Origin of the sequence: Gordonia sp. IEGM753 (genome assembly GCF_050321825.1) — a bacterium.
Taxonomy (GTDB): domain Bacteria; phylum Pseudomonadota; class Gammaproteobacteria; order Pseudomonadales; family Pseudomonadaceae; genus Aquipseudomonas.
Window position 1 is genome coordinate 1,140,623 of sequence record NZ_JBNQGB010000001.1, and the last position, 23,605, is coordinate 1,164,227.

The window sequence follows — 23,605 nt, forward strand, 5'->3', positions numbered from 1 at the left end:
GCCGTTCTACATGACGGCATCCTTTTTTGGCATAGGCTGGCGGTACCAGCAGGGTTGCCCGTTGATGTTCGGGAAGCCAAGGCTGAAAACAGTCAGGCTGCCGGGCATGCTTTTCACCTCGGCGGTTCCCTGATGCAGGCTCATGATGGAGCGCACGATGGCCAATCCAAGCCCGGTGCCCCCTTCGGCACGCGAACGGCTGGCATCGACCCGGTAAAAACGATCGAATAGATGCGGCAGGTACTGCGGTTCGATGCCTGTGCCCGGATTGCCAATGTGCAGTGAGACTTGCGTTGCCTGGCTCTCAACGACGATTGCAATGGACTGGCCCGCGGGGCAATGGCGTATCGCGTTGGACAACAGATTGGAAATTGCGCGCTGAATCATCAACCGGTCGCCGATGGTTTTGCCACTTCCAGTGACGCTCAGCCTGATGTTTTTTTCTTCCGCCGACAGTGAGAACAGATCCGCCACTTTGACCGCTTCATCCTCAAGGGTAATGGTTTCAAACGGTACCAGTGTCGCCGGGTGACTGACCTGGGCCAGGAACAGCATGTCCGAGACAATCCGCGTAACGCGCCCGAGTTCTTCGGTGCACGATTCCAGTACAGCCTTGTACTCCTCGGTTGGCCGCTCTCGCGACAGCGTGACCTGCGCCTTGCCCATCAGATTGGTAATCGGGGAGCGCAGTTCGTGGGCCAGGTCGTCGGAGAACTGCGCCAGTTGCGCGATGCCGCTGTCGAGCCGATGCAGCATGAAGTTGATGCCATGTGCCAGCTCACTGAGTTCCTGCGGCATCTTGACCACGGACAACCGATGGCTGAGGTCTTGCGCCGAAATCATCGCGGTCACTTTGCGGAACTCCCGTAGCGGCGCCAGCCCACGGTGCACGACGGCCCAGGCGCTGATGCCGATCAGAACCAGCAACAACGGCAGGGCGATGACGGTCGAGCGCAGGTAAGCGCTGAGCAGTGCGTCATCGTTTGCACAATCAACCGACAGCAGCACGGCCACGCTCGTACCGTCCTTGAGTTGGATCAGCCGGGTGGCGGTCAGAAAGTGTCGACCCTCATCGTCGGTACTTCGCGAATACTTCAACGTATCGCTGGCCGCTGTGGCGGCCTTCAATTCCACTCTGGGGTTGCCCAGGCCCGCACCAAACTTCAACAGCGGTGTGCGCAGGTATTCGGGGTTATAGAGGGTCAGGTTGAGGTTGTCATGCCCCATCACCTGATCAAGCAAGAGGTGGGGTTCGGTGCTGATGTCGCGGCTGTTCCCATAAAGGGTCAGGCTGTGTTCTATCTGCTGCATTTTGCTTTGCAGGCTGGCTCTTGAAAGCTTGTCCAGCTCATGGGTCAGCGCGATAAACGCCAGCACCGCCAGAAACACCACCAGCAATGCCCCCAGAATACTCACCGTCAAACCCAGCCGCATCGACAGGCTGGCAGGCTTCATTCCCGAGCCTCCAGCACATAACCAACGCCGCGCAGGGTGTGGATCAGTTTATTGTCGAAGGGGTCGTCGATCTTGGCGCGCAGGCGCCGGATAGAGACTTCGACCACGTTGGTGTCGCAATCAAAGTTCATGTCCCAAACCAGAGAAATAATCTGCGTGCGCGACAGCACTTCACCCGATTGGCGCATCAGCAAGTGCAGCAAGGCAAACTCTTTGGTCGTAAGGTCAATGCGCTGCTCGCCACGAAAGGCGCGATGGCGACCCTGGTCGAGTTCCAGGTCGGCGACCTTCAGCACGCGCGGAACCGGAATGTGCTCGCTGCGGCGCATCAATGTTCGCACCCGTGCCAACAATTCCGGAAACTCGAAGGGCTTGACCAGGTAGTCGTCGGCGCCCAGGTCCAGCCCTCGGATCTTGTCCGCCAGGCGCCCTCGGGCCGTCAACATCATCACGCGGGTATTGCTGGTTTGGCGCAGGTGTTCAAGAACGCCCCAGCCATCAAGTTCGGGAAGATTGACATCAAGTATTACCAGATCGTAAACCTGTTGCCGGGCCAGGTGCAGTCCATCGGAACCGGTGGCGGCGCGATCAACTACGTAACCACTTTCAGTCAAGCCCTGATGCAAGTACTCGGCAGTTTTAGGCTCGTCCTCTACTACAAGGATTCGCATGGTAGTTCACCTTATTAAATAACAATTAACATGATTAAAAAGTCAGAAAGTTATTTTTGTTGTTGGTGTTTTCTGGTCCCGATACCGGCAATCTAAAGTCTGTAGTCACTTCAGGGTCAAGCTGGGGGCTCGGTCTTGAGCGTTAAAATAGCGGGTTGCGACACTGTGTCGCGGTCCGCACATGTGCCAAACATGAATAAAAATTCCTTGCAAGTGTTGTACGGCAGATAACCCGCTCACAAGTGTGTCGTCACATTTCAAATGCTCGGTTGATTGAGCACGGATTGTATTTTAGTGCAAGGAAACTGCTCTAAGCGCTGGATAACGTATTTGTAATTATTCAGTCACCTTGTTGATAAGCGCGAAGTTCTACCTTTAAGCCATGGCCATTATCAGCGCATTAAAGGAAGTACTAAATTGCATCGGCAGAGCGTGTTGGATAGACCGTTGAACATCATTTTGTCCTTGCGAATAATCGCTTTAACGTGCGCAGCTTCACTGCTAAGCGTCAGCGCCAACGCGGCCTCCACACAGGCATTGACCCTGGATCAGGCGCTGCAAACAGCGTTTGCCAACAACCCCGACCTGGCTGCCGCGCAATGGGACATCGGCATCACTCAGGGCGATCGACTGCAGGCGGGTTTGATGCCCAACCCAGAGGTTTCCTGGGAGGCAGAGGACACACGGCGAAATTCGCGAACGACCACGGTGATGATCAATCAGGCGATCGAAATCGGCGGCAAACGCGGCGCCAGGATCGACGTCGCCAGCCGCGCGCAAGAGGCGGCGGCCATCGAGTTGGAACGCAAGCGCAATGTGTTGCGCGCCGACGTGATTCAGGCGTTCTACAGCTCATCCACCGCGCAGCAGAAATTGCTGTTGTCGCGTCAGTCGCTGGCCCTCGCGGAGCGTGGTTTACGGGTTGCCGAAGGCCGCATCGACAGTGGCAAATCATCGCCGGTAGAAGGTACGCGTGCGCAGGTTCAATTATCCGAAGTACGCCTGGCAGTGCGGCGCGCCGAACGCGACGAAGCCAATGCGTATCAGCAACTGGCGCAAATGATGGGCGCGCCGTTGCCGACCTTTGCACGCGTGGGGGATGCCGACTTGCCGTTGCCTGCGGTGCCCGAATCTGCACGGCTGTTGGCGCGCCTCGGTGATACCGCCGAGTTGCGTCTGGCCAAGCTGCACATCGATCAGCGTGAGGCCTCGCTGGGGTTGGAGAAAGCCCAGCGCATTCCTGATTTGACGGTGAGCGTGGGCAGCCAGTACAGCGAGCTGGAACGTGAACGAGTGAATGTCGTTGGGCTGTCGATGGCCATTCCGTTGTTCAATCGTAACCAGGGCAATGTCCTGGCCGCTGCTCGCCGCGCCGATCAGGCCCGCGACCTGCGCAATGCCAACGAATTGCGCCTGCGCTCGGAAATCCAGGCCAGCCTCGATCAGTGGTCGACGGCCAATACCGACGTCCAGTCGTTCAACAAGACCATCCTGCCGGCCGCGCAACGTGCGGTCGATACCGCCACGCGGGGCTTCGAAATGGGCAAGTTCAACTTCCTCGATGTGCTCGATGCGCAGCGCACGTTGATCGCCGCGCGTAGCCAATACATTCAGTCCATTGCCGAGACGACAGACGCCTGGGTGCGCCTGGAACGCATTTTCGGCGACGTCAGGCAGCTCACGCGCACCCCTTGAATTTCACATCACGAATTTACGCTGCTCGGCAGGTACAGCGAGCGGCGCAGGGAGTTTTCATGGAAAAAAAACACAGGCTCGTCATCGCACTGTTGCTGACGACGGGTATCGGTATCGGTTCGTGGTGGGTGTTCAGCACGCCCGCGCCGTTGGCCGTGGCGCAGGAGTCATCGGGGCATGACGATCACGGCAACGAAGGTGACGCCAAGGATTCATTGGACGGCGCGCATGCCGAAGGCGAGGCCGAAGAAGGGCATTTGGCGCTCAGCGACGAGCAGATCACGGCGGCCGGTATTCTGCTGGCCGACGCCAGGGCCGGGGATATCAACCTTTCATTGTCGTTTCCCGGTGAAATCCGTTTCGATGAGGACCGTACTGCGCACGTGGTGCCGCGCGTCGCCGGCGTCGTGGAATCGGTGCACGTCAATTTGGGGCAGTCGGTCAAGAAAGGTCAGCTGCTGGCAGTGATCGCCAGTCAGCAGATTTCTGATCAGCGCAGCGAACAAGCTGCCGCTGAGCGTCGTTTGGAGTTGGCGCGCACCACGTACGCCCGTGAACGTCAGTTATGGCAGGACAAGATCTCTGCCGAACAGGACTTTTTGCAGGCACGCCAAGCGCTACAAGAAGCTGAAATAGCCTCGAATAATGCCCGGCAAAAAATCAGCGCACTGAGTGGTAGCTCTGTCGCCAGCGGCGGCAATCGCTACGAATTGCGTGCGCCGTTTGACGGCAGCGTGGTTGAAAAGCACTTGGGCCTCGGTGAAGTCGTTAATGAAACCACCAATGCGTTTACGCTCTCGGACTTGTCGCGGGTGTGGGTGACATTCGGCGTTTCACCCAAGGACCTGAACAAGGTGCTGGTTGGCAAATCGGTGATGGTCAGTGCATCGGAACTGAACGCCAAGGTCGCCGGAACGGTGGCGTACGTCGGCAGTTTGTTGGGTGAACAAACCCGCACGGCAACGGTTCGCGTCACCCTGCAAAACCCTCAAGGTGCCTGGCGTCCCGGCCTGTTCGTGAGCGTCGCGGTAGACACCGAAACCCGTCAGGCCAATGTCACTGTGCCGGACACGGCGGTCCAGACCGTGGAAGACAAACCCACCGTGTTCGTTCGAACCGACGACGGCTTCAAGGCCCAGCCTGTGGTGATCGGCAGCCGTGCGCCGGGGCTGATCGAAATCACCGAGGGCCTTGAGCCCGGCGTGCAGGTCGCAACCGTTGGCAGCTTCATTCTCAAATCCGAGTTGGGTAAAGCCTCGGCTGAACACGCCCACTGATCCGCCATTGCCACCAGAAGGTCCTCATGTTTGAACGCCTGATTCAATTTGCTATCGAGCAGCGCATTATCGTGCTGCTCGCGGTTTTGCTCATGGCCGGCCTCGGTATTGCCAGCTATCAAAAGCTGCCGATTGACGCTGTGCCCGATATCACCAACGTCCAGGTGCAAATCAACACAGGCGCGGCGGGGTTTTCACCCCTGGAAACCGAGCAGCGCATTACATTCCCCATCGAAACCGCCATGGCTGGTCTACCGGCGCTGGAGCAGACTCGATCCTTGTCACGGTCCGGCCTGTCGCAAGTCACGGTGATCTTCAAGGAAGGCACCGACCTGTTCTTCGCCCGGCAACTGGTCAACGAGAGATTGCAGGCGGCCAGGGAGCAATTGCCCGAAGGGGCGGAGGCGGTGATGGGGCCGGTTTCCACCGGGCTCGGCGAGATTTTCCTGTGGACGGTCGAAGCGCAGGAGGGTGCCGTCAAAGAGGACGGCACGCCTTACACACCGACCGATTTGCGCACGATTCAGGATTGGATCATCAAGCCACAGTTGCGCAACGTTCCGGGTGTCGCCGAGATCAACACCATCGGTGGGTTCGCCAAGGAATATCAGATCGCGCCCGACCCCAAGCGTCTGGCGGCGTACAGGTTGACCCTGACCGATCTGGTGACGGCGCTGGAGCGCAACAATGCCAACGTCGGCGCCGGTTACATTGAGCGCAGCGGCGAACAACTGCTGATTCGCGCACCGGGCCAAGTTGCGTCCATCGATGACATCGCCAATATCGTCATGGCCAATGTCGATGGCACGCCGATTCGAATCAGCAATGTCGCGACCGTGAGTATCGGCCGAGAATTGCGCACCGGGGCGGCCACCGAAAACGGTCGTGAAGTGGTGTTGGGCACGGTGTTCATGTTGATTGGCGAGAACAGCCGCACCGTGTCTCAAGCCGTCGCCAGCAAGCTTGAGCAAATCAATCGTTCACTGCCCAAAGGCGTGGTGGCGGTCACCGTGTATGACCGTACCGATCTGGTGGACAAGGCGATTGCCACGGTCAAGAAAAACCTGATTGAAGGCGCGATTCTGGTGATCGCGATTTTGTTCTTGTTCCTCGGCAACATTCGCGCAGCGTTGATCACCGCCATGGTGATTCCGCTGGCCATGCTGTTTACCTTCACCGGTATGTTCGCCAACAAAGTCAGTGCCAACCTGATGAGCCTCGGGGCGTTGGACTTCGGCATCATCGTGGATGGCGCGGTGGTAATTGTTGAAAACGCGATACGACGCCTGGCGCATGCACAACAGCGTCACGGCCGCATGCTCACGCGCACCGAACGTTTTCATGAGGTGTTCGCGGCTGCCCGGGAGGCACGCCGGCCACTGATTTTCGGTCAGTTGATCATCATGGTGGTTTACCTGCCGATTTTTGCCCTTAGCGGCGTCGAAGGGAAAATGTTCCATCCGATGGCATTTACCGTGGTTATCGCCTTGCTCGGTGCCATGTTGCTGTCGGTCACTTTCGTGCCAGCGGCGATTGCGATGTTTGTCACGGGTAAGGTCCAGGAGCAGGAAAACCTGGTCATGCGCGCTGCACGCCGGGTGTACGCGCCGGCTCTTGCGTGGGTGATGCGTCATCGGTCGTTGGCATTTGCCATGGCGCTGTTTGTAATCGGCGCGAGTGGGGTAGTCGCCAGCCGCATGGGTAGCGAGTTTGTGCCCAGCCTCAGCGAGGGTGATTTCGCGCTGCAAGCCTTGCGAGTCCCGGGCACGAGCCTGACGCAGTCGGTAGAAATGCAGCAGCGCCTGGAGCAGTTACTGATGGAAAAGGTGCCGGAGGTGCAACGCATTTTTGCGCGTACCGGCACCGCGGAAATTGCCTCTGACCCGATGCCGCCGAACATCTCCGACAGCTATGTGATGCTCAAGCCGAAAGCTCAATGGCCCGATCCGAACAAGTCCCGCGAGGCGTTGATGGCTGATATTCAGAATGCTACGGCGCTGATGCCGGGCAGCAACTATGAGTTATCGCAACCGATTCAATTGCGCTTCAACGAATTGATTTCCGGTGTGCGCAGCGATGTGGCGGTCAAGGTCTTTGGCGATGACATGGCGGTGCTGAACAGCACGGCTGCGAAGATCGCCGCGTCCATGCAAAAGGTCATCGGCGCTTCGCAGGTCAAGGTCGAACAGACAACTGGCCTGCCGGTGCTGACCATCAATATCGACCGGGAAAAAGCTGCGCGATACGGCCTTAACGTTGGCGATGTGCAAGACACCATTGCGGTAGCGGTCGGTGGGCGTCGGGCCGGAACCTTGTACGAGGGTGACCGGCGTTTCGACATGGTGGTGCGTTTGTCCGACGCCATGCGCCAGGACGTAGCGGGTTTGTCTGCGCTGCTGATCCCGGTGCCGGCGTTACTCAATGGCAAGGCAGACCAGATCGGTTTCATTGCGCTGTCGGACGTGGCAACGCTGGATCTGGTGCTCGGGCCTAATCAGGTCAGTCGCGAGAATGGCAAACGCTTGGTGATCGTCAGCGCCAACGTACGAGGGCGCGATATCGGCTCGTTTGTGCAGGAGGCAAGCGAGGCGATCGAACAGCAAGTGCAGATACCACCGGGTTACTGGATTGGCTGGGGAGGGCAGTTTGAGCAATTGCAATCAGCTGCCAAACGCTTGCAGATCGTGGTGCCGGTCGCTTTGCTGCTGGTGTTCGCGCTGTTGTTCATGATGTTCAACAACCTTAAGGATGGCTTGCTGGTGTTCACCGGCATTCCGTTCGCCTTGACCGGCGGCGTCATGGCGTTGTGGCTGCGCGATATACCGCTGTCGATTTCAGCAGGCGTCGGATTCATTGCGCTATCGGGTGTGGCCGTATTGAACGGCCTGGTGATGATTGCGTTCATCCGCAACCTGCGAGAGGAAGGGCGCTCACTGAATAATGCGATCAACGAAGGCGCGCTGACCCGCCTGCGTCCGGTGTTGATGACAGCGTTGGTGGCCTCGCTTGGCTTCATACCGATGGCGCTGGCCACCGGCACCGGGGCAGAAGTACAGCGACCACTGGCGACAGTGGTGATCGGCGGCATTCTGTCGTCGACAGCATTGACCTTGTTGATATTGCCGGCGCTTTATCAATGGGCACACCGCCGCGAAGAGGAATAAGTTGTTACTGATTATTAGTAGGTGAGCAACATAACGAATATGTAATTTGCGCGCCACCGTGTTGATAGGTTCGGGTTGATAACCTGTGAGCATTCTTAATATGAGGTGCCAAAAATGAAACTTTCCAAACTCGTTATTATTGCAGGTGCGTTACTTGTTTCCTCGATGGCGATGGCTGAAGGCGGCGGTGACAGGACCTTTGAACGCATGATGGTGGCCAATGAGCAGGCGATGCAGAATTTCGCAATGAGAGAAGCCAAGCGTGATCCCGTGGTAACGACCGATGCCAAGGATGACAAGACTGAAAAGATGTAACTGCTCGGTTAGAACAAACCCGTCATCAGCAGTTGATGACGGGTTTTTTTATGGGCGTATTGATTGTTTATAAGTTGGGTTATATGAAGTTAAGTACGCTCATACGAAGATTCAGAAGGCCAGTTGAACACCCTCAAACACACCGTGGCTGACGAGTGCCGCCATTGCGGGAGCGAGCCTGCTCGCGATGGCGGAGTGTCAGGCGCTACGGATTTTGAATGTCGAATCGCCATCGCGAGCAGGCTCACTCCCACAGGGAATTGTGTGGAGTGCAGAGGCTGTGGCCAATGCCAATCCCACAGGGAATTGTGTGGAGTGCAGAGTCTGTGGCCGGCGCCTATCCATTGTGGGAGCGAGCCTGCTCGCGATGACGGAGTGTCAGGCGCTACGGATTTTGAATGTTGAATCGCCATCGCGAGCAGGCTCACTCCCACAGGGGATTGTGTGGAATGCAGAGTCTGCGACCAATACCAATCCCCCACAGGGGATTGTGTGGAGTGCAGAGGTTGTGGCCAATGCCAATCCCTACAGGGAATTGTGTGGAGTGCAGAGGTTGTGGCCAATGCCAATCCCTACAGGGAATTGTGTGGAGTGCAGAGGCTGTGGCCAATGCAAATCCCTACAGGGAATTGTGTGGACTGCAGAGGTTGTGGCCAATGCCAATCCCCACAGGGAATTGTGTGGAATGCAGAGTCTGTGGCCGGCGCCTATCCATTGTGGGAGCGAGCCTGCTCGCGATGGGGGAGTGTCAGGCGCTACGGATTTTGAATGTTGAATCGCCATCGCGAGCAGGCTCACTCCCACAGGGAATTGGGCAAAAAAAGGCGTCCCGAAGGACGCCAAAAATTCACCTTTTTCCAAAGGAGCAAGGAGCTTCTAAAGGTGAATGTACAGATTCAACCGTGCAGCAGGTGTTACAGAATCGCTAACGGGTATTCGACGATGACGCGCACTTCATCCAGGTCTGACTCGAACGCGGTGGCACGGGTGTTGGCTTGGCGCAGGCGCAACGACAAGTCTTTCATCGAGCCGCTCTGCACCACGTATTTCACCTCGATATCGCGCTCCCAGCGCTTCTGATCCGTCAGCGGATTACCCTCGGCATCGCGGCGCATGTACACCGCGTTTGCGTTGGAGTAATCGGCGTCAGTGCCACGGCCATATCGGGTCATGAACGACAAGCCAGGCACGCCGTACGGGCTCATGTCGAGGTCGTAGCGGACCATCCATGAGCGTTCTTTCGGCGAGTTGAAGTCGCTGTACTGGATGGAGTTGTCGAGGAAAATCGAGTCCGATTGGCGCAAGTAGTCAAAGTCGTCGTTGCCGTTGTTGCGCTGGTGCGACAGTGCCAACGAGTGCGCACCCAGTTTTACCCCGATGCGACCACTCCAGATGTTGTTGTCGAACTCGCCGAGCAGTTGCTTGCCCTCATCGACCGCTTTGTAATAGTTCAAACCACCAAACAACGAGAGTTCTTCAGTGAGTGCATAGTTCAGCGCAGTGCCAGCATAGTATTGATTCCAGGCGTCTTTCAGACGGCTTGAATACAGGCTGAAGCTGACATTCCTGTTCAGCGCGTAGTCACCCCCAAAGTACCCCACCCACGGTGAATTGACCGGTCCGGCATAGAACGTCGCGAAGTTTTCGCGCATGTTGCTCGATACCGGTTGGCTCATGGCATGCAAGCGACCGCCCTGAACCGTCAAGCCTTCAAGGCTGGTGTTGGTGGCGGTGACACCGCGAAAGCTTTCGGGCAACAGGCGGGAATCGCCGGCAGCGACCACAGGCGTGGACGGGAATACATCACCGACCTTGAGTACCGTATCAAAGGCTCGAACTTTGGCCGCGCCGCCAAACTTGGTGTACTCGTCGCGCGCTTCACCCTGACTATTGACCGGCAATACATCGAATGAACTACGGCCCCCGTTGCGCCCATCGCCGGTATCGAGTTTCAAGCCAATCATGGCGAAGGCATCCACACCGACGCCAACCGTGCCTTGGGTAAATCCGGATTCGAACTTGCTGATAATCGCGTGCGCCCATGCTTCGGAATAGCCGTTACCGGTCGGGCTGGACTGGCCATTACGATGATCGCGATTAAAGTAAAAATTTCTGTTCAGCACGGTAAGGCTGCTGTCTTCGACAAACCCCCCGGCCTTTTCTTCTGCCAGCGCCATGGACGGCCCTGAGCTGACAACCATTGCTAAAGCCGCCATCGAAAACGTTGTGTTGTTAACCATCAATCACTCCTTGGGTTCGGCAGAACTGGAACGTTCTTCGGCTGTTGTTTTATTTTTCTGCACCAAAAGGCGTTGCCCTTGCTGCAGATTCGCCGAGTTCTATCGTTGCAATCCGTAGATAACGTGGAGGTGATCGGGCGATTACAATTTTGTAAGACGCTTAACGGGCACGCCGAAGGAGACCCATTACTGGCTTGTTGAAGTGATTGTCGGCAACTGACAGGAGGGCGTTGGTCTGCACCTATACTCAGCGTTGAACAATTCAACTCCTGAGAACCACGACCTTGAACCTGCGTTCGCTGATCGTCGTCGTGTTGTTGGTGTTGGCGGGGTGCGCCACGTCTTCGCGCGCGCCGGTATCGGCACCGCCAGTGGTGATTTCCCACAGCACCTGGCAGCAAGTCGACAGGGAAATCGTGACGGCGTCTCGCTCGGCCACCGAGCAAGCCAAAGTGTTTGCGCGCGGCTCCATGGACCACTGGCGCACGCGGGTTTACGAGCAAACCGAACAAAACTTTATTCCATGGTTCAGCAGCTACTGGACACAGGAATGGCTGTCGATGAAGGTCAGTTGGTACACCATCAGCGCGAGCGGCGAGAAAGACGCCTCGGAAAAACGCCTGGCGGCGTATTTGCTGGAGCAATATCAGGAACGCGTGCTGGCCCCGGTGGCGCTGGAAACCAGCCCGGATGCGATTCTGCATCAGGCCACCGAGTTTTATATCCAGATCATCAGCCAACAGCTTCAGGTCATCTCCCAACGCTATAACGTGCCGATGGATCAGCTCAGCAACCGGATCAACAAAATCCCGGCGATTGCGCTGGGGCCTCCTGCCGCCCGGGACGCGTCGCTGTATCAAGTCATTCACACCGATTTGAACACGCTACCGGCGTATTCAGCGCTGATCGACAAAATCCACACTGCGGGCGGCGACAAAGGCGTGGACTCGACCGACACCGCAATGGCGCCAGTGGCGAAACGCGCGAGTCAGCGGATGGAAGCCGAGATGGCCCCCAGAGGCGCGGCCAGTGCGGTGGCTGCGGCAGCGGGGAAACTGGCCGGAGGCTTGATCACCGTGGGCGTGGCCGGCATTCGCGCGATTATCGAGGCCAGTGACCGCCCGGACAGTGAGGCGCTGATTCGCAGCAGCCTGGGCAACACCTTCGATAAAGCCTGGCTGAAGTTGGTGCAGAACCCGACCACCGGTGTGATGGCAGGAACGTTGTACATGGCCGCGCAAGTTGAGGGCAGTTTGGCGGGAAGCGCTGACGTACCGTCGGTCAGTTCCGGCAATGGTGCTGTCGATTGGAGCCCGCCGGAAACGACCATTCAACAGCTAGACCCTTTATCCCCAGCAGGAGAATGACCATGTCCTACGTTGATGGCTGTGTCTTTGCCGTGCCGACGGCAAACCGCGACAAATTCAAGCAGCACGCCGAATCCGCGGCCGTTATTTTCAAGGAAAACGGCGCGCTCAGTATCGTTGAATGCTGGGGCGACGATGTGCCCGACGGCAAGGTGACCTCGTTCCCGATGGCCGTGAAGCTCAAGGCAGACGAAACCGTGGTCTTCTCCTGGATCGTCTGGCCGGACAAGGCCACACGCGATACTGGCATGCAAAAAATGATGGCTGATCCGCGCATGCAGCAAGACGTGAATCCGATGCCGTTCGACGGTCAGCGTATGGTGTTCGGTGGTTTCAAGGTGATCGTGCAAGCCTGACGACTCACGCAGGGTCACTCCGACGGGGTGATCCTGCAGCTCTTGCGATTCTGGATTTCACTGTCTGTGGGCCTTTCCCGCACAAACTCGAAACGCGGCTCGCCTTCGCTGTAGTGAACCAGCCAGCCCCATTCCAGCTCTGACTCAGCCTGACCAGGTTGCGGTGGCATCGCCCACCACGGCTCTTTGCTGATGATCTCGCGCATGGCCTTGTCCCGTTGATTGCATTGCCTTCAACTATAGGCCGCCCACAAAAAAAGGCGCCCGAGGAGGGCGCCCAATTCACCATGACCGAGGGAGCCAGGTGAGGCCGTTCATGAGAGAGGTGCAGCGGTGGTAAGGCGCTGCGTGAACGGAAAACAGTAAAGCGGACATCCATGTTGAATGTGATGGCTTTATCGTCGGGTGAATTACTTACCCAGCTTCACCCGCGTCCAGCCGCGTGTCATCACGCGTTGAATGCCAATCGGCAGATCGGGAATCGCGTACAGCGTCGCCATCACTTCCTGTGATGGATACGAGCCCGGGTCATCGCGAATGGCCTCATCCACCAGCGGCGTCGCTGCGGCGTTGGCATTGCTGTAGCCAATGTTATTGGTGATCTCGGCGATGATGTCCGGGCGCATCAGGAAGTTCATGAACAGGTAAGCGTTGTCGACGTTTGCGGCATCCCTCGGGATTGCGACCATGTCGTAGAAACTGCCCGCACCCTCCTTCGGAATGCTGTAGTCGATTTTCACCGTGTCGCCGGCCTCTTTCGCGCGGGCTTTGGCCTGCAGCACGTCGCCGGAGTAACCGACCGCCACGCAAATATTGCCGTTGGCCAGGTCTGAGATGTACTTCGAGGAATGGAAGTACGCCACTGACGGCCGAATTTTCATGAACAGCGCCTCGGCTTCGGCGATCTGTGCCTTGTCCTGCGAGTTAACCGGATAGCCCAGGTAGTGCAGGGCGGCCGGCAACATCTCGGTCGGCGAATCGAGGAAACTGATACCACACGCTTTCAGTTTGGCAGCGTTTTCAGGCTTGAACAGCAAGTCCCAGGAGTTGGTCGGTGCATTGGCGCCGAGCACTTCCCGAACCTTGTCCGGGTTGAAACCGATGCCGATCGAGCCCCACATGTACGGGAACGCGTGTCCGTTGTCCGGATCGCTGGCAGACGCATTTTTCAGCAGCACCGGGTTGAGGTTTTTCCAGTTCGGCAGTTTTGACTTGTCCAGCGTCTGATAAACCCCAGCCTTGATTTGCTTGGCCAGGAAACTGTTGGATGGCACCACGATGTCGTAGCCGGATTTACCTGCAAGCAGGCGTGCTTCGAGGGTTTCGTTACTGTCGAACACATCGTAGGTCACGCGGATGCCGGTCTCGTCCTCGAACTTCTTGACGGTGTCCGGCGCAATGTAATCCGACCAGTTGTAGACGCGCAGTACTTTGTCATTGGCCTGGGCGCCGGTTGCTATAGCGCCCAATAAGGACAGTGTCAGCAGAGTCCTGCCAAACATTTTCATCGGTACAACTCCAATTCTCTTATTCAGATTACGCAAAGCAAAAATGCTGTGAATGTAAAACGTGTGGCAAAGGACCTCTTTGAAGTGAGGAGCGTTTGTGGCGAGGGGATTTATCCCCGTTGGGTTGCGAAGCGACCCTAAAACCTGCGGCCGAGGTACATCATGTGCACCGGGCTTACGGTATTTACGACTGCTACGCAGCCGAACGTGGATAAATCCCCTCACCACAAAAGCACTCTCACGGCATGGCTGTTAAGCCGTCGCTTCGACCATTTGCTTTTTAGGTTGTTGCCAGGATTCGCTGGCGGTCTGGTCCATTGCTTCCTGGATCGCGCGTTTACGGGTGGCTTCGGCGCGGCGGCTGAAATACCAGACCATGAACGTCACGATCGACACCGCCAACAGAATCAGGCTAGCCACAGCGTTGATCTCGGGTTTAACCCCTAGACGCACTGCCGAGAACACTTCCATCGGCAACGTTGTCGACCCCGGGCCGGAGACGAAACTTGCCAGCACCAAATCATCCAGCGACAGGGCAAACGACATCATGCCGCCGGCTGCCAATGACGGCGCGATCATCGGAATGGTGATCAGGAAGAACACCTTGAACGGTTTCGCCCCGAGGTCCATGGCCGCTTCTTCGATGGACAAATCCAGCTCGCGAAGGCGGGCGGAGACTACCACCGCGACATAGGCGGCACAAAACGTGGTGTGGGCGATCCAGATCGTCACAATGCCACGCTCCATCGGCCAGCCGATCAACTGCGCCATCGCCACGAACAACAGCAACAGCGACAGGCCGGTGATCACTTCGGGCATCACCAGCGGCGCGGTCACCAGGCCACCGAACAACGTGCGGCCCTTGAAACGCGTAACGCGGGTCAGCACGAACGCGGCCAACGTGCCCAACGCTACGGCTGCAACCGAGGTATAGCAGGCGATTTCCAGCGAGCGTCCCACCGAGCCCATCAGTTGGGTGTTGTCCAGCAGGCCGACGTACCACTTCACGGACCAGCCACCCCAAACGGTGACCAGTTTGGAGGCGTTGAACGAGTAGATCACCAGAATCAGCATCGGCAGGTAGATAAACAACAAGCCGAGCACCAGCATCATTTTTGAGAAACCGAAACGCTTCATCCCCGTGCCTCCATCTCTTTGGCCTGGCTGCGGTTGAACAGCAGAATCGGCACAATCAGAATCAACAGCATCACCACCGCCAGCGCAGAAGCTACCGGCCAGTCGCGGTTGTTGAAGAACTCTTGCCACAGCACACGGCCGATCATCAGGGTTTCCGGGCCACCGAGCAGTTCCGGAATCACGAACTCACCCACCACCGGAATGAACACCAGCATGCAACCGGCGATGATTCCGTTCTTGGCCAGCGGCACGGTGATCTTCCAGAAGTTGTTGAAGTTGCTCGAACCCAGGTCCGACGCGGCTTCCAGCAGGGTGCCGTCGTGTTTCACCAGGTTGGCGTACAGCGGCAGCACCATGAACGGCAGGTAGGCGTAAACCACGCCGATGTACACCGCCGTATTGGTGTTGAGGATTTCGATCGGGTGCGACGTCAGGCCGGTCCACATCAAGAATGCATTGAGCAAACCGTTGTTGCTGAGGATGCCCATCCACGCATAAACGCGGATCAGGATCGCAGTCCAGGTCGGCATCATGATCAACAACATCAGGACGTTTTGCGTTTCTTTGCTGGCCTTGGTGATCGCGTAAGCCATTGGGAAGCCGATCACCAGGCACATCAGCGTGCTGAAAAACGCGACCTTGAGTGAGCCCAGGTAAGCCGAGAGATACAGCTCGTCATCGGTCAGCAACAGGTAGTTGCCGACGTTCAAAAACAGCTGGAATTTCTGCTCGGCGTAGGTGTAGATCTCGGAGTAAGGAGGAATGGCCAGCGCCGCTTCCGAGAAGCTGATCTTCATCACCAGGAAGAACGGCAACAGGAAAAACAGGCAAAGCCACAGGAACGGAATCCCGATGACGAGCTTTCGACCACTCGGCATCAGCCGCATGAACTGCTGATTGAGTGTTTTCATGAGCGCAGTACCACGCCGCTGTCGTCTTCCCACCACACGTAGACTTTGTCGTCCCAGGTAGGGCGCGCGCCACGGCGTTCGGCGTTGGCCATGAACGACTGGACGATCTTGCCACTCGGTAATTCGACGTAGAACACCGAGTGCCCGCCGAGGTAGGCGATGTCATGCACTTTGCCTTCGGACCAGTTGTAGCGATGCTCTGGCTTGACCGTGCTGACCAGCATTTTTTCCGGACGTATCGCGTAGGTGATCGACTTGTCCTGCACCGAGGTGCTGACGCCGTGACCCACGTAGATCTTCTGCTGCAGATCCTTGCTGTGAATGATCGCGTGACCTTCCAGGTCTTCTACAACGGTGCCTTCGAAGGCGTTCACGTTGCCGATGAACTCGCAAACCATGCGGCTGACCGGTGCTTCATAGATATCGACCGGGCTACCGATTTGCGCGATCCAGCCCAGGTGCATGATGGCGATGCGTTGGGCCATGGTCATGGCCTCTTCCTGGTCGTGAGTCACCATCACGCACGTCACGCCGACGCGCTCGATGATTTCTACCAGTTCAAGCTGCATCTGCGAGCGCAGTTTTTTATCCAGCGCGCCCATCGGTTCATCGAGCAGCAACAACTTCGGGCGTTTGGCCAGGGAGCGGGCGAGGGCGACACGCTGGCGCTGGCCGCCGGACAGTTGATGCGGTTTGCGTTTGGCGTATTGGGTCATGTGCACCAGGCGCAGCATTTCGTCAACACGGGCATCGATTTCACTGGCAGACAAACGATCCTGCTTCAGGCCAAAGGCAATGTTTTGCGCCACGGTCATGTGTGGGAACAAGGCGTACGACTGGAACATCATGTTGATCGGCCGTTCGTAGGGCGGCATGTCGGTAATGTCCACGCCGTCGAGCAGAATCCGGCCTTCGGTCGGGCGTTCGAAGCCTGCGAGCATGCGCAGCAGGGTCGATTTGCCAGAGCCGGAACCGCCGAGCAGAGCAAAGATTTCGCCTTGATAAATCTCTAGCGACACATCGTCTACGGCGGTGGTTTCGTCGAATTTCTTGGTGACGCGGTCGACTTTCACCAAGACCTTTTTCGGTGCCTGGTGACCTTCAAGAGCCTTCCTGTAAATGCTGGAGGCGTTTGCCATGTGAAACTCCCAACAGGTTTCAGTCGTCGGGCCAACGCGGCCTGACTTAATAGTTGATTGCAAGCCCGGGGCGTGCGGTACCGGTCAATCAAAACGCGGTCCTTTGCAGGTGCGACTGTGGCGAGGGGATTTATCCCCGTTGGGTGGCGTAGCCGCCCCCAAATCTTCGGCCTGCTTTGCAGACCAACGGGGATAAATCCCCTCACCACAACTCACTCCCACAGGGATTTGCGTCTGAGTAACTGGCCCCTTCCAATCGGGCTTATTCGGCGCCGCCATCCTGGCTGCCTTGTGGTACTTGTTGTTATCGCGGTGTGTCGTTTTCGTGAGTCACGGATGCGCAAAAACGCACCCGCCAGACTCGCGGGGGCAGAAAGTGGATGTAGGGTTTTTAATTCAGCGTGATTGGCGCAATACGGCCCGTCGCCGGCACGCATCGCCGAACGCCTGGAAAATACTCAGATAGGGCGGATTCGACAGCACCTGCCATTCCGGGTGCCACTGCACGCCTACGGCAAACGCCTGGCTGTGTTCCACCGAGACCGCCTCGATCAAACCGTCCGGCGCAATTGCTTCGGCGCGCAGGCCGGGAGCGAGGCGATCAATGCCTTGGCTGTGAATCGAATTGACCATGAACTCGGCCGGCAACCCCAGTGCTTCAAACACGCCGCCAGGTTGCACAGTCACGGCATGCGCCGGTGCGTATTGCACCGCCAGCTGCGGGCTGTCAGCTTCGCGGTGATCGAGCATGCCAGGCAGCTCATGCACTTTTTGATGCAGGCTGCCGCCAAACGCCACGTTCATTTCCTGAAAGCCGCGGCAGATGCCCAGCACTGGAATGCCCGCCGCAATGGCTGCACGCAATAAAGGAAGGGTGGTGGCATCCCGCGCCGGATCATGATCGGTGCCGGGAGCACTGGCCGTGCCTTGATAGTGGAACGGTTCCACATTCGACGGCGAGCCGGTCAGCAGCAAACCGTCGAGGTGCGCGAGCACATCGTCGATCTCGGTCAGTTCGGCCAGGGAAGGAATGACGACGGGTAGCCCTGCTGCCGCAACGCTGACAGCACGCAAGTACTTGTCGCCGCTGATGTGGTACGGGTGCAGACCTATCTGTTTGACGCACGCTGTAACGCCGATCAATGGCTTGAGTGCCATTTTTATCACCTCGAAGTTTCACACTTGAACGAGCTTTTCCGGAGCTTAGCCTTGTTGATTTTAATTAACAACTCTCATGTAAAAAATTCTAAACGCCGCACGTCTGATCGTGAGGATTTACGCGGTGCGCGTGGGTTATTTGGTACTCTCGTGCCCCTGCAAGGCCCGAAAATAAAGGTTGAAAGGCCAAGTGTTCGCTATTGACTTCACTTTGCCGTTCGGGTTGACTGGGCTCGCAACAAGGTAGTGAACATAATAATTAACAGCTAATAGGTGCATCATGTCGGTCCCTCTGCGTGCCGTTCAACTCAACGAAGCAAACGCATTCCTTAAGAAATATCCTGAGGTTTTGTACGTCGACCTTCTGATTGCGGATATGAACGGTGTGGTGCGCGGTAAGCGCATCGAACGCACCAGTCTTCATAAGGTTTACGAAAAAGGCATCAACCTTCCGGCGTCATTGTTTGCTCTGGACATCAACGGCTCTACGGTGGAAAGCACCGGCCTGGGTCTGGACATCGGCGACTCTGACCGAATCTGTTTCCCGATTCCCAACACGCTCAGCATCGAGCCATGGCAGAAGCGCCCGACCGCGCAACTGTTAATGACCATGCACGAACTCGAAGGCCAGCCGTTCTTTGCCGACCCGCGTGAAGTACTGCGCCAGGTGGTCAGCAAGTTCGATGACATGGGCCTGACCATTTGTGCAGCCTTTGAACTTGAGTTTTATCTGATCGACCAGGACAACGTGAACGGTCGTCCGCAATCGCCACGCTCGCCGGTGTCCGGCAAACGTCCGATGTCGACTCAGGTGTACCTGATCGATGACCTGGACGAATACGTCGATTGCCTGCAGGACATCCTCGAAGGCGCGAAAGAGCAGGGCATTCCTGCCGACGCCATCGTTAAGGAGAGCGCCCCGGCGCAATTCGAAGTCAACCTGCATCACGTCTCCGATCCGATCAAGGCCTGCGACTACGCGGTACTGCTCAAGCGTCTGGTGAAGAACATCGCCTACGACCACGAGATGGACACCACGTTTATGGCCAAGCCCTATCCGGGTCAGGCGGGTAACGGCTTGCACGTGCACATTTCGATTCTCGACAAGCAAGGCAACAACATCTTTGCCAGCGAGGATCCCGAGCAGAACGCCGCGCTGCGTCACGCGATCGGCGGTGTGCTCGAGACCCTGCCGGCGCAGATGGCTTTCCTGTGCCCGAACGTCAACTCGTACCGTCGTTTCGGCGCGCAGTTCTACGTGCCGAATTCGCCGAGCTGGGGCATCGACAACCGTACCGTTGCCGTGCGTGTGCCGACCGGTTCGCCGGACTCGGTGCGTATCGAGCATCGCGTCGCTGGCGCCGATGCCAACCCGTACTTGCTGATGGCGTCGGTGTTGGCCGGTATTCACCATGGTCTGACCAACGAAATCGAGCCAGGCCCACCGGTTGAAGGCAACAGCTACGAGCAGAACGAGCAGAGCCTGCCGAACAACCTGCGTGATGCATTGCGTGAGCTGGACGACAGCGAAGTGATGGCCAAGTACATCGACCCGCTGTACATCGACGTCTTCGTGGCGTGCAAGGAAAGCGAGCTGGCCGAGTTCGAGAACTCCATCTCGGACCTTGAGTACAACTGGTATTTGCACACCGTCTAAGGCGAACAACACCGATCAACTGTGGGAGCGAGCCTGCTCGCGATAGCGGCGCATCAGTCAGCATTGATGTTTCCTGATTAACCGCCATCGCGAGCAGGCTCGCTCCCACAGGGGATTGCATTCAAGTTTTAACTGACGATCACTTATTCCCCTGCGTCGAGTCACAATAATGACAAACACTCGCAGCGACTGGGAGCAACGCTTCCAGTCCCTAACACTCGAAGGCCGCGCCTTCATCGACGGTCAATACCGCGACGCACTCAGCGGTGAAACCTTCGAATGCATCAGCCCGGTCGACGGCCGCTTTTTGGCGAACGTTGCCAGCACCGATGAAGCCGATGCCAATGCCGCTGTAGCGGTTGCCCGGCAAACGTTCGACTCCGGCATCTGGGCCCGTTTGGCGCCCGCAGAACGCAAGCGCATCCTGATTCGTTTCGCCGACCTGATCCTGGCTAACCAGGAAGAATTGGCCCTGCTCGAAACCCTCGACATGGGCAAACCGATCAACGATTCGATGAACATCGACATCCCGGCGACCGCGAATGCGATCCGCTGGAGCGCCGAAGCCATCGACAAGCTCTACGACGAAGTTGCCGCCACGCCACACGACCAACTCGGCCTTATTACCCGCGAACCTGCCGGTGTGGTCGCGGCCATCGTGCCGTGGAATTTTCCGCTGATCATGGCCAGTTGGAAGTTTGCCCCGGCATTGGCGGCGGGTAACTCGTTCATCCTCAAGCCGTCGGAAAAGTCGCCGCTCACAGCCATCCGCATTGCGCAGTTAGCGCTGGATGCCGGCATCCCGAAAGGTGTGTTCAACGTGCTGCCGGGCTACGGTCACACCGTTGGCAAAGCGCTGGCGTTGCACATGGACGTCGACGTGCTGGCCTTCACCGGCTCGACCGCGATTGCCAAGCAACTGCTGATCTATGCCGGGCAAAGCAACATGAAACGCGTTTGGCTCGAAGCGGGGGGGAAGAGCCCGAACGTGGTGTTTGCCGATGCGCCGGATTTGCGCGCGGCAGCACACGCGGCGGCTGGGGCGATCGCGTTCAATCAGGGCGAAGTCTGCACCGCCGGTTCGCGGTTGTTGGTGGAGCGTTCGATTCGCGAGCAGTTTATTCCGCTGCTGGTGGAAGCGCTGCAAGCCTGGAAACCCGGGCATGCACTGGACCCGACAACTACGGTCGGCGCGGTGGTTGATCAGCGCCAACTGGACAACGTGTTGCGCTACATCCAGGTCGGCAAAGACCAGGGCGCGCAACTGATCGCGGGCGGCAGCCGCACGCTGGAAGAAACCGGTGGCCTGTACGTGGAGCCGGCGATTTTCGACGGTGTGACCAATGCCATGACCATCGCCCGTGAAGAGATTTTCGGCCCGGTGCTGTCGCTGATTACTTTCGACACCGTCGATGAAGCGCTGGCCATCGCCAACGACAGCATCTTCGGCCTCGCTGCAGGCGTCTGGACCAGCAACCTGAGCAAGGCTCATACCTTCGCTCGCGGTTTGCGCGCCGGGAGCGTCTGGGTCAATCAATACGATGGTGGCGACATGACCGCGCCGTTCGGTGGCTACAAGCAATCGGGTAATGGTCGGGACAAATCGCTGCACGCGTTCGACAAGTACACCGAACTCAAAGCGACCTGGATCAAGCTCTAACACTTTTACAACGGCGGCCGCCGGCCATGTCAGCGGCCATCGGGGAAACCTATGAAACAGACTCATGTAAACAGCTACTACGCCGCAACCCGCAACTTTACCGGCGACTTTCCGGTACTTGAACAAGCGGTGGACTGCGACGTGTGCATCATCGGCGCCGGCTACACCGGTTTGTCTTCGGCGCTGTTTCTTTGCGAGGCCGGCTACAGCGTGACCGTGCTCGAAGCCGCGAAAGTCGGGTTCGGCGCCAGCGGTCGTAACGGCGGTCAACTGGTCAACTCCTACAGCCGCGACGTTGATGTGATCGAGGCGCGCTACGGCGACAAAACTGCTGAAGTCCTCGGCAGCATGATCTTCGAAGGTGCCGACATCATCCGTCAGCGCATACAACACTACGACATCCAGTGCGACTACAAGCCGGGTGGCATCTTTGCCGCGCTGAACAAAAAGCAACTTAAAGGCCTGGCCGAGCAAAAAAGCAGCTGGGAACGCTACGGCAACAAGAACCTGAAGATGCTCGATGCGGCGGACATCAAGCGCGAAGTCGGTTGTGACAATTACGTTGGCGGCCTGCTGGACATGCAGGGTGGCCATATCCATCCGTTGAACCTGGCCCTCGGCGAAGCGTCGGCCATCATCGGTCTGGGCGGCAAAATCTACGAACAGTCGGCAGCGGTAGAAATCACCTACGGCGAACCGATCACCGTGCGCACCGCCAAAGGCGTGGTTCGCGCCAAGTACCTGCTGATCGCCGGTAATGCTTACCTGCCACAAGACCTCGACAACCGTGTGACGCGCAAGAGCATGCCGTGCGGCTCGCAAATCGTCGTCACCGAGCCGTTGTCGGAAAAGGTTGCGCGCAGCCTGATCAAAAACAACTACTGCGTCGAAGATTGCAATTACCTGCTGGATTACTACCGACTGACCGCCGACAACCGTTTGCTGTACGGCGGCGGCGTGGTGTACGGCGCGCGTGAACCGGACGACATCGAACAACTGATCAAGCCCAAGATCCTCAAGACCTTCCCGCAACTGAAGGATGTGAAGATCGACTACCGCTGGACCGGCAACTTCCTGCTGACCATGTCGCGCATGCCGCAATTCGGCCGCATCGAGAAAAATGCCTATTACATGCAAGGCTACAGCGGGCACGGCGTCACGTGTTCGCACCTGGCTGGCAAGTTGATATCGGAAATGATTCGCGGCGACGCCGAACGCTTTGACGCGTTTGCTTCCTTGCCGCACATGCCGATGCTCGGCGGCCGCACGTTCCAGGCGCCACTCACGGCTATGGGCGCCGCGTATTACGCACTGCGTGATCGTTTCGGTATCTAACCCTGACGCAAAACCCTGTAGGAGCAGAGCCTGCTCGCGAAGACGCCATGTCAGCCGCCATCAATGTCGCTTGACACGCCGCTATCGCTAGCAGGCTAGCTCCCACAAGGAATCCAGGACGGACACATAACCCGTGACCAACACGGACCAAACTGTGGGAGCGAGCCTGCTCGCGATGAGGCCATATCAGTCGATATCAATGTCGCCTGACACACCGCTATCGCTAGCAGGCTAGCTCCCACAAGGAATCCAGGACGGACACATAACCCGTGACCAACACGGACCAAACTGTGGGAGCGAGCTTGCTCGCGATGAGGCCATATCAGTCGATATCAATGTCGCCTGACACACCGCCATCGCTAGCAGGCTAGCTCCCACAAGGAATCAAGGGCCGGCACGTAGCCCGTGACCAACACGGACCAAAGTGTGGGAGCGAGCCTGCTCGCGATGGGGCCACATCAGTCGATATCAATGTCGCCTGACACACCGCCATCGCTAGCAGGCTAGCTCCCACAAGGAATCCAGGACGGACACATAACCCGTGACCAACACGGACCAAA

At 57.7% G+C, this 23,605-nt stretch carries 18 protein-coding genes; 9 read left to right on the forward strand and 9 right to left on the reverse strand.

The genetic code is table 11. The features are described from left to right. Nucleotides 1-6: 6 nt before the first annotated feature. Nucleotides 7-1,455, reverse strand: a complete 1,449-nt coding sequence (locus tag ACQR3R_RS05280) for a heavy metal sensor histidine kinase (protein ID WP_428270959.1) — start codon at nucleotides 1,453-1,455, stop codon at nucleotides 7-9. After that, nucleotides 1,452-2,126, reverse strand: a complete 675-nt coding sequence (locus ACQR3R_RS05285) for a heavy metal response regulator transcription factor (RefSeq protein ID WP_428270960.1) — start codon at nucleotides 2,124-2,126, stop codon at nucleotides 1,452-1,454. Before ACQR3R_RS05285 ends, ACQR3R_RS05280 begins: the two co-directional genes overlap by 4 nt. A gap of 447 nt (nucleotides 2,127-2,573) precedes the next feature. Here ACQR3R_RS05285 and ACQR3R_RS05290 point away from each other — a divergent pair, with 447 nt between their 5' ends. From ACQR3R_RS05290 to ACQR3R_RS05305, 4 genes are all read left to right on the forward strand, one after another. Then, a complete protein-coding gene (locus ACQR3R_RS05290) occupies nucleotides 2,574-3,821 on the forward strand; it encodes a TolC family protein (RefSeq protein WP_428270961.1) in 1,248 nt (415 codons plus the stop codon). A 59-nt stretch (nucleotides 3,822-3,880) separates the two neighbouring features. Then, nucleotides 3,881-5,098 (forward strand): efflux RND transporter periplasmic adaptor subunit, encoded by a 1,218-nt coding sequence (locus ACQR3R_RS05295; RefSeq protein WP_428270962.1) that lies wholly within the window; start codon nucleotides 3,881-3,883, stop codon nucleotides 5,096-5,098. Between the two features lie 26 nt (nucleotides 5,099-5,124). Then, entirely contained in the window at nucleotides 5,125-8,262 is a 3,138-nt protein-coding gene (locus ACQR3R_RS05300; protein WP_428270963.1) for a CusA/CzcA family heavy metal efflux RND transporter, read from the forward strand. Between the two features lie 114 nt (nucleotides 8,263-8,376). Beyond that, a complete protein-coding gene (locus ACQR3R_RS05305; RefSeq protein WP_428270964.1) occupies nucleotides 8,377-8,577 on the forward strand; it encodes a co-regulatory protein PtrA N-terminal domain-containing protein in 201 nt (66 codons plus the stop codon). Between the two features lie 914 nt (nucleotides 8,578-9,491). On the opposite strand, the gene ACQR3R_RS05310 is transcribed toward ACQR3R_RS05305, so the two are convergent. Continuing rightward, complete coding sequence (locus ACQR3R_RS05310; RefSeq protein ID WP_428270965.1) at nucleotides 9,492-10,817, reverse strand: OprD family outer membrane porin; 1,326 nt, start codon at nucleotides 10,815-10,817, stop codon at nucleotides 9,492-9,494. 284 nt (nucleotides 10,818-11,101) lie between these two features. Here ACQR3R_RS05310 and ACQR3R_RS05315 point away from each other — a divergent pair, with 284 nt between their 5' ends. Both ACQR3R_RS05315 and ACQR3R_RS05320 read left to right on the forward strand, forming a co-directional pair. Continuing rightward, nucleotides 11,102-12,184 carry a hypothetical protein gene (locus ACQR3R_RS05315; RefSeq protein ID WP_428270966.1) on the forward strand — a complete coding sequence of 361 codons (1,083 nt, stop codon included), beginning with the start codon at nucleotides 11,102-11,104 and terminating at the stop codon, nucleotides 12,182-12,184. A gap of 2 nt (nucleotides 12,185-12,186) precedes the next feature. After that, nucleotides 12,187-12,540, forward strand: a complete 354-nt coding sequence (locus tag ACQR3R_RS05320) for a DUF1428 family protein (RefSeq protein WP_428270967.1) — start codon at nucleotides 12,187-12,189, stop codon at nucleotides 12,538-12,540. A gap of 14 nt (nucleotides 12,541-12,554) precedes the next feature. Here ACQR3R_RS05320 and ACQR3R_RS05325 read toward each other — a convergent pair whose 3' ends face one another. The 6 genes from ACQR3R_RS05325 to ACQR3R_RS05350 all read right to left on the reverse strand — a co-directional run bounded on the left by ACQR3R_RS05325 (nucleotide 12,555) and on the right by ACQR3R_RS05350 (nucleotide 18,393). Further along, nucleotides 12,555-12,746, reverse strand: a complete 192-nt coding sequence (locus ACQR3R_RS05325) for a hypothetical protein (protein WP_428270968.1) — start codon at nucleotides 12,744-12,746, stop codon at nucleotides 12,555-12,557. Between the two features lie 204 nt (nucleotides 12,747-12,950). After that, nucleotides 12,951-14,048, reverse strand: a complete 1,098-nt coding sequence (locus tag ACQR3R_RS05330) for an extracellular solute-binding protein (protein ID WP_428270969.1) — start codon at nucleotides 14,046-14,048, stop codon at nucleotides 12,951-12,953. A 252-nt stretch (nucleotides 14,049-14,300) separates the two neighbouring features. Next, nucleotides 14,301-15,185 carry an ABC transporter permease subunit gene (locus ACQR3R_RS05335; RefSeq protein WP_428270970.1) on the reverse strand — a complete coding sequence of 295 codons (885 nt, stop codon included), beginning with the start codon at nucleotides 15,183-15,185 and terminating at the stop codon, nucleotides 14,301-14,303. Next, nucleotides 15,182-16,096 carry an ABC transporter permease subunit gene (locus ACQR3R_RS05340; RefSeq protein WP_428270971.1) on the reverse strand — a complete coding sequence of 305 codons (915 nt, stop codon included), beginning with the start codon at nucleotides 16,094-16,096 and terminating at the stop codon, nucleotides 15,182-15,184. The genes ACQR3R_RS05335 and ACQR3R_RS05340 overlap by 4 nt, the downstream gene beginning before the upstream one ends. Continuing rightward, the gene (gene potA, locus ACQR3R_RS05345; protein ID WP_428270972.1) at nucleotides 16,093-17,235 is read right to left on the reverse strand and encodes a polyamine ABC transporter ATP-binding protein; all 1,143 of its coding nucleotides are present in this window, start codon (nucleotides 17,233-17,235) and stop codon (nucleotides 16,093-16,095) included. The genes ACQR3R_RS05340 and potA overlap by 4 nt, the downstream gene beginning before the upstream one ends. Before the next feature lie 396 nt (nucleotides 17,236-17,631). Beyond that, nucleotides 17,632-18,393 (reverse strand): gamma-glutamyl-gamma-aminobutyrate hydrolase family protein, encoded by a 762-nt coding sequence (locus tag ACQR3R_RS05350; protein ID WP_428270973.1) that lies wholly within the window; start codon nucleotides 18,391-18,393, stop codon nucleotides 17,632-17,634. Nucleotides 18,394-18,673: 280 nt separating this feature from the next. On the opposite strand from ACQR3R_RS05350, the gene ACQR3R_RS05355 reads away from it, so the two are divergent. From ACQR3R_RS05355 to ACQR3R_RS05365, 3 genes are all read left to right on the forward strand, one after another. Next, nucleotides 18,674-20,050: a glutamine synthetase family protein gene (locus ACQR3R_RS05355; RefSeq protein ID WP_428270974.1), complete on the forward strand. Its 1,377-nt coding sequence runs from the start codon at nucleotides 18,674-18,676 to the stop codon at nucleotides 20,048-20,050. Between the two features lie 169 nt (nucleotides 20,051-20,219). Further along, the gene (locus ACQR3R_RS05360) at nucleotides 20,220-21,710 is read left to right on the forward strand and encodes an aldehyde dehydrogenase family protein (protein WP_428270975.1); all 1,491 of its coding nucleotides are present in this window, start codon (nucleotides 20,220-20,222) and stop codon (nucleotides 21,708-21,710) included. A gap of 51 nt (nucleotides 21,711-21,761) precedes the next feature. Next, nucleotides 21,762-23,045 carry an FAD-dependent oxidoreductase gene (locus ACQR3R_RS05365; RefSeq protein ID WP_428270976.1) on the forward strand — a complete coding sequence of 428 codons (1,284 nt, stop codon included), beginning with the start codon at nucleotides 21,762-21,764 and terminating at the stop codon, nucleotides 23,043-23,045. Nucleotides 23,046-23,605 lie beyond the last annotated feature (560 nt).

Bases quoted from the DNA above. Each gene is read 5' to 3' on its own strand.
- ACQR3R_RS05325 (WP_428270968.1), bottom strand. From the start codon at position 12,746: ATGCGCGAGATCATCAGCAAAGAGCCGTGGTGGGCGATGCCACCGCAA.
- ACQR3R_RS05335 (WP_428270970.1), bottom strand. From the start codon at position 15,185: ATGAAGCGTTTCGGTTTCTCAAAAATGATGCTGGTGCTCGGCTTGTTG.
- ACQR3R_RS05355 (WP_428270974.1), top strand. From the start codon at position 18,674: ATGTCGGTCCCTCTGCGTGCCGTTCAACTCAACGAAGCAAACGCATTC.
- ACQR3R_RS05320 (WP_428270967.1), top strand. From the start codon at position 12,187: ATGTCCTACGTTGATGGCTGTGTCTTTGCCGTGCCGACGGCAAACCGC.
- ACQR3R_RS05305 (WP_428270964.1), top strand. From the start codon at position 8,377: ATGAAACTTTCCAAACTCGTTATTATTGCAGGTGCGTTACTTGTTTCC.
- ACQR3R_RS05300 (WP_428270963.1), top strand. From the start codon at position 5,125: ATGTTTGAACGCCTGATTCAATTTGCTATCGAGCAGCGCATTATCGTG.
- ACQR3R_RS05280 (WP_428270959.1), bottom strand. From the start codon at position 1,455: ATGAAGCCTGCCAGCCTGTCGATGCGGCTGGGTTTGACGGTGAGTATT.
- ACQR3R_RS05350 (WP_428270973.1), bottom strand. From the start codon at position 18,393: ATGGCACTCAAGCCATTGATCGGCGTTACAGCGTGCGTCAAACAGATA.
- ACQR3R_RS05285 (WP_428270960.1), bottom strand. From the start codon at position 2,126: ATGCGAATCCTTGTAGTAGAGGACGAGCCTAAAACTGCCGAGTACTTG.
- ACQR3R_RS05340 (WP_428270971.1), bottom strand. From the start codon at position 16,096: ATGAAAACACTCAATCAGCAGTTCATGCGGCTGATGCCGAGTGGTCGA.
- ACQR3R_RS05360 (WP_428270975.1), top strand. From the start codon at position 20,220: ATGACAAACACTCGCAGCGACTGGGAGCAACGCTTCCAGTCCCTAACA.
- ACQR3R_RS05310 (WP_428270965.1), bottom strand. From the start codon at position 10,817: ATGGTTAACAACACAACGTTTTCGATGGCGGCTTTAGCAATGGTTGTC.
- ACQR3R_RS05295 (WP_428270962.1), top strand. From the start codon at position 3,881: ATGGAAAAAAAACACAGGCTCGTCATCGCACTGTTGCTGACGACGGGT.
- ACQR3R_RS05330 (WP_428270969.1), bottom strand. From the start codon at position 14,048: ATGAAAATGTTTGGCAGGACTCTGCTGACACTGTCCTTATTGGGCGCT.
- ACQR3R_RS05365 (WP_428270976.1), top strand. From the start codon at position 21,762: ATGAAACAGACTCATGTAAACAGCTACTACGCCGCAACCCGCAACTTT.
- potA (WP_428270972.1), bottom strand. From the start codon at position 17,235: ATGGCAAACGCCTCCAGCATTTACAGGAAGGCTCTTGAAGGTCACCAG.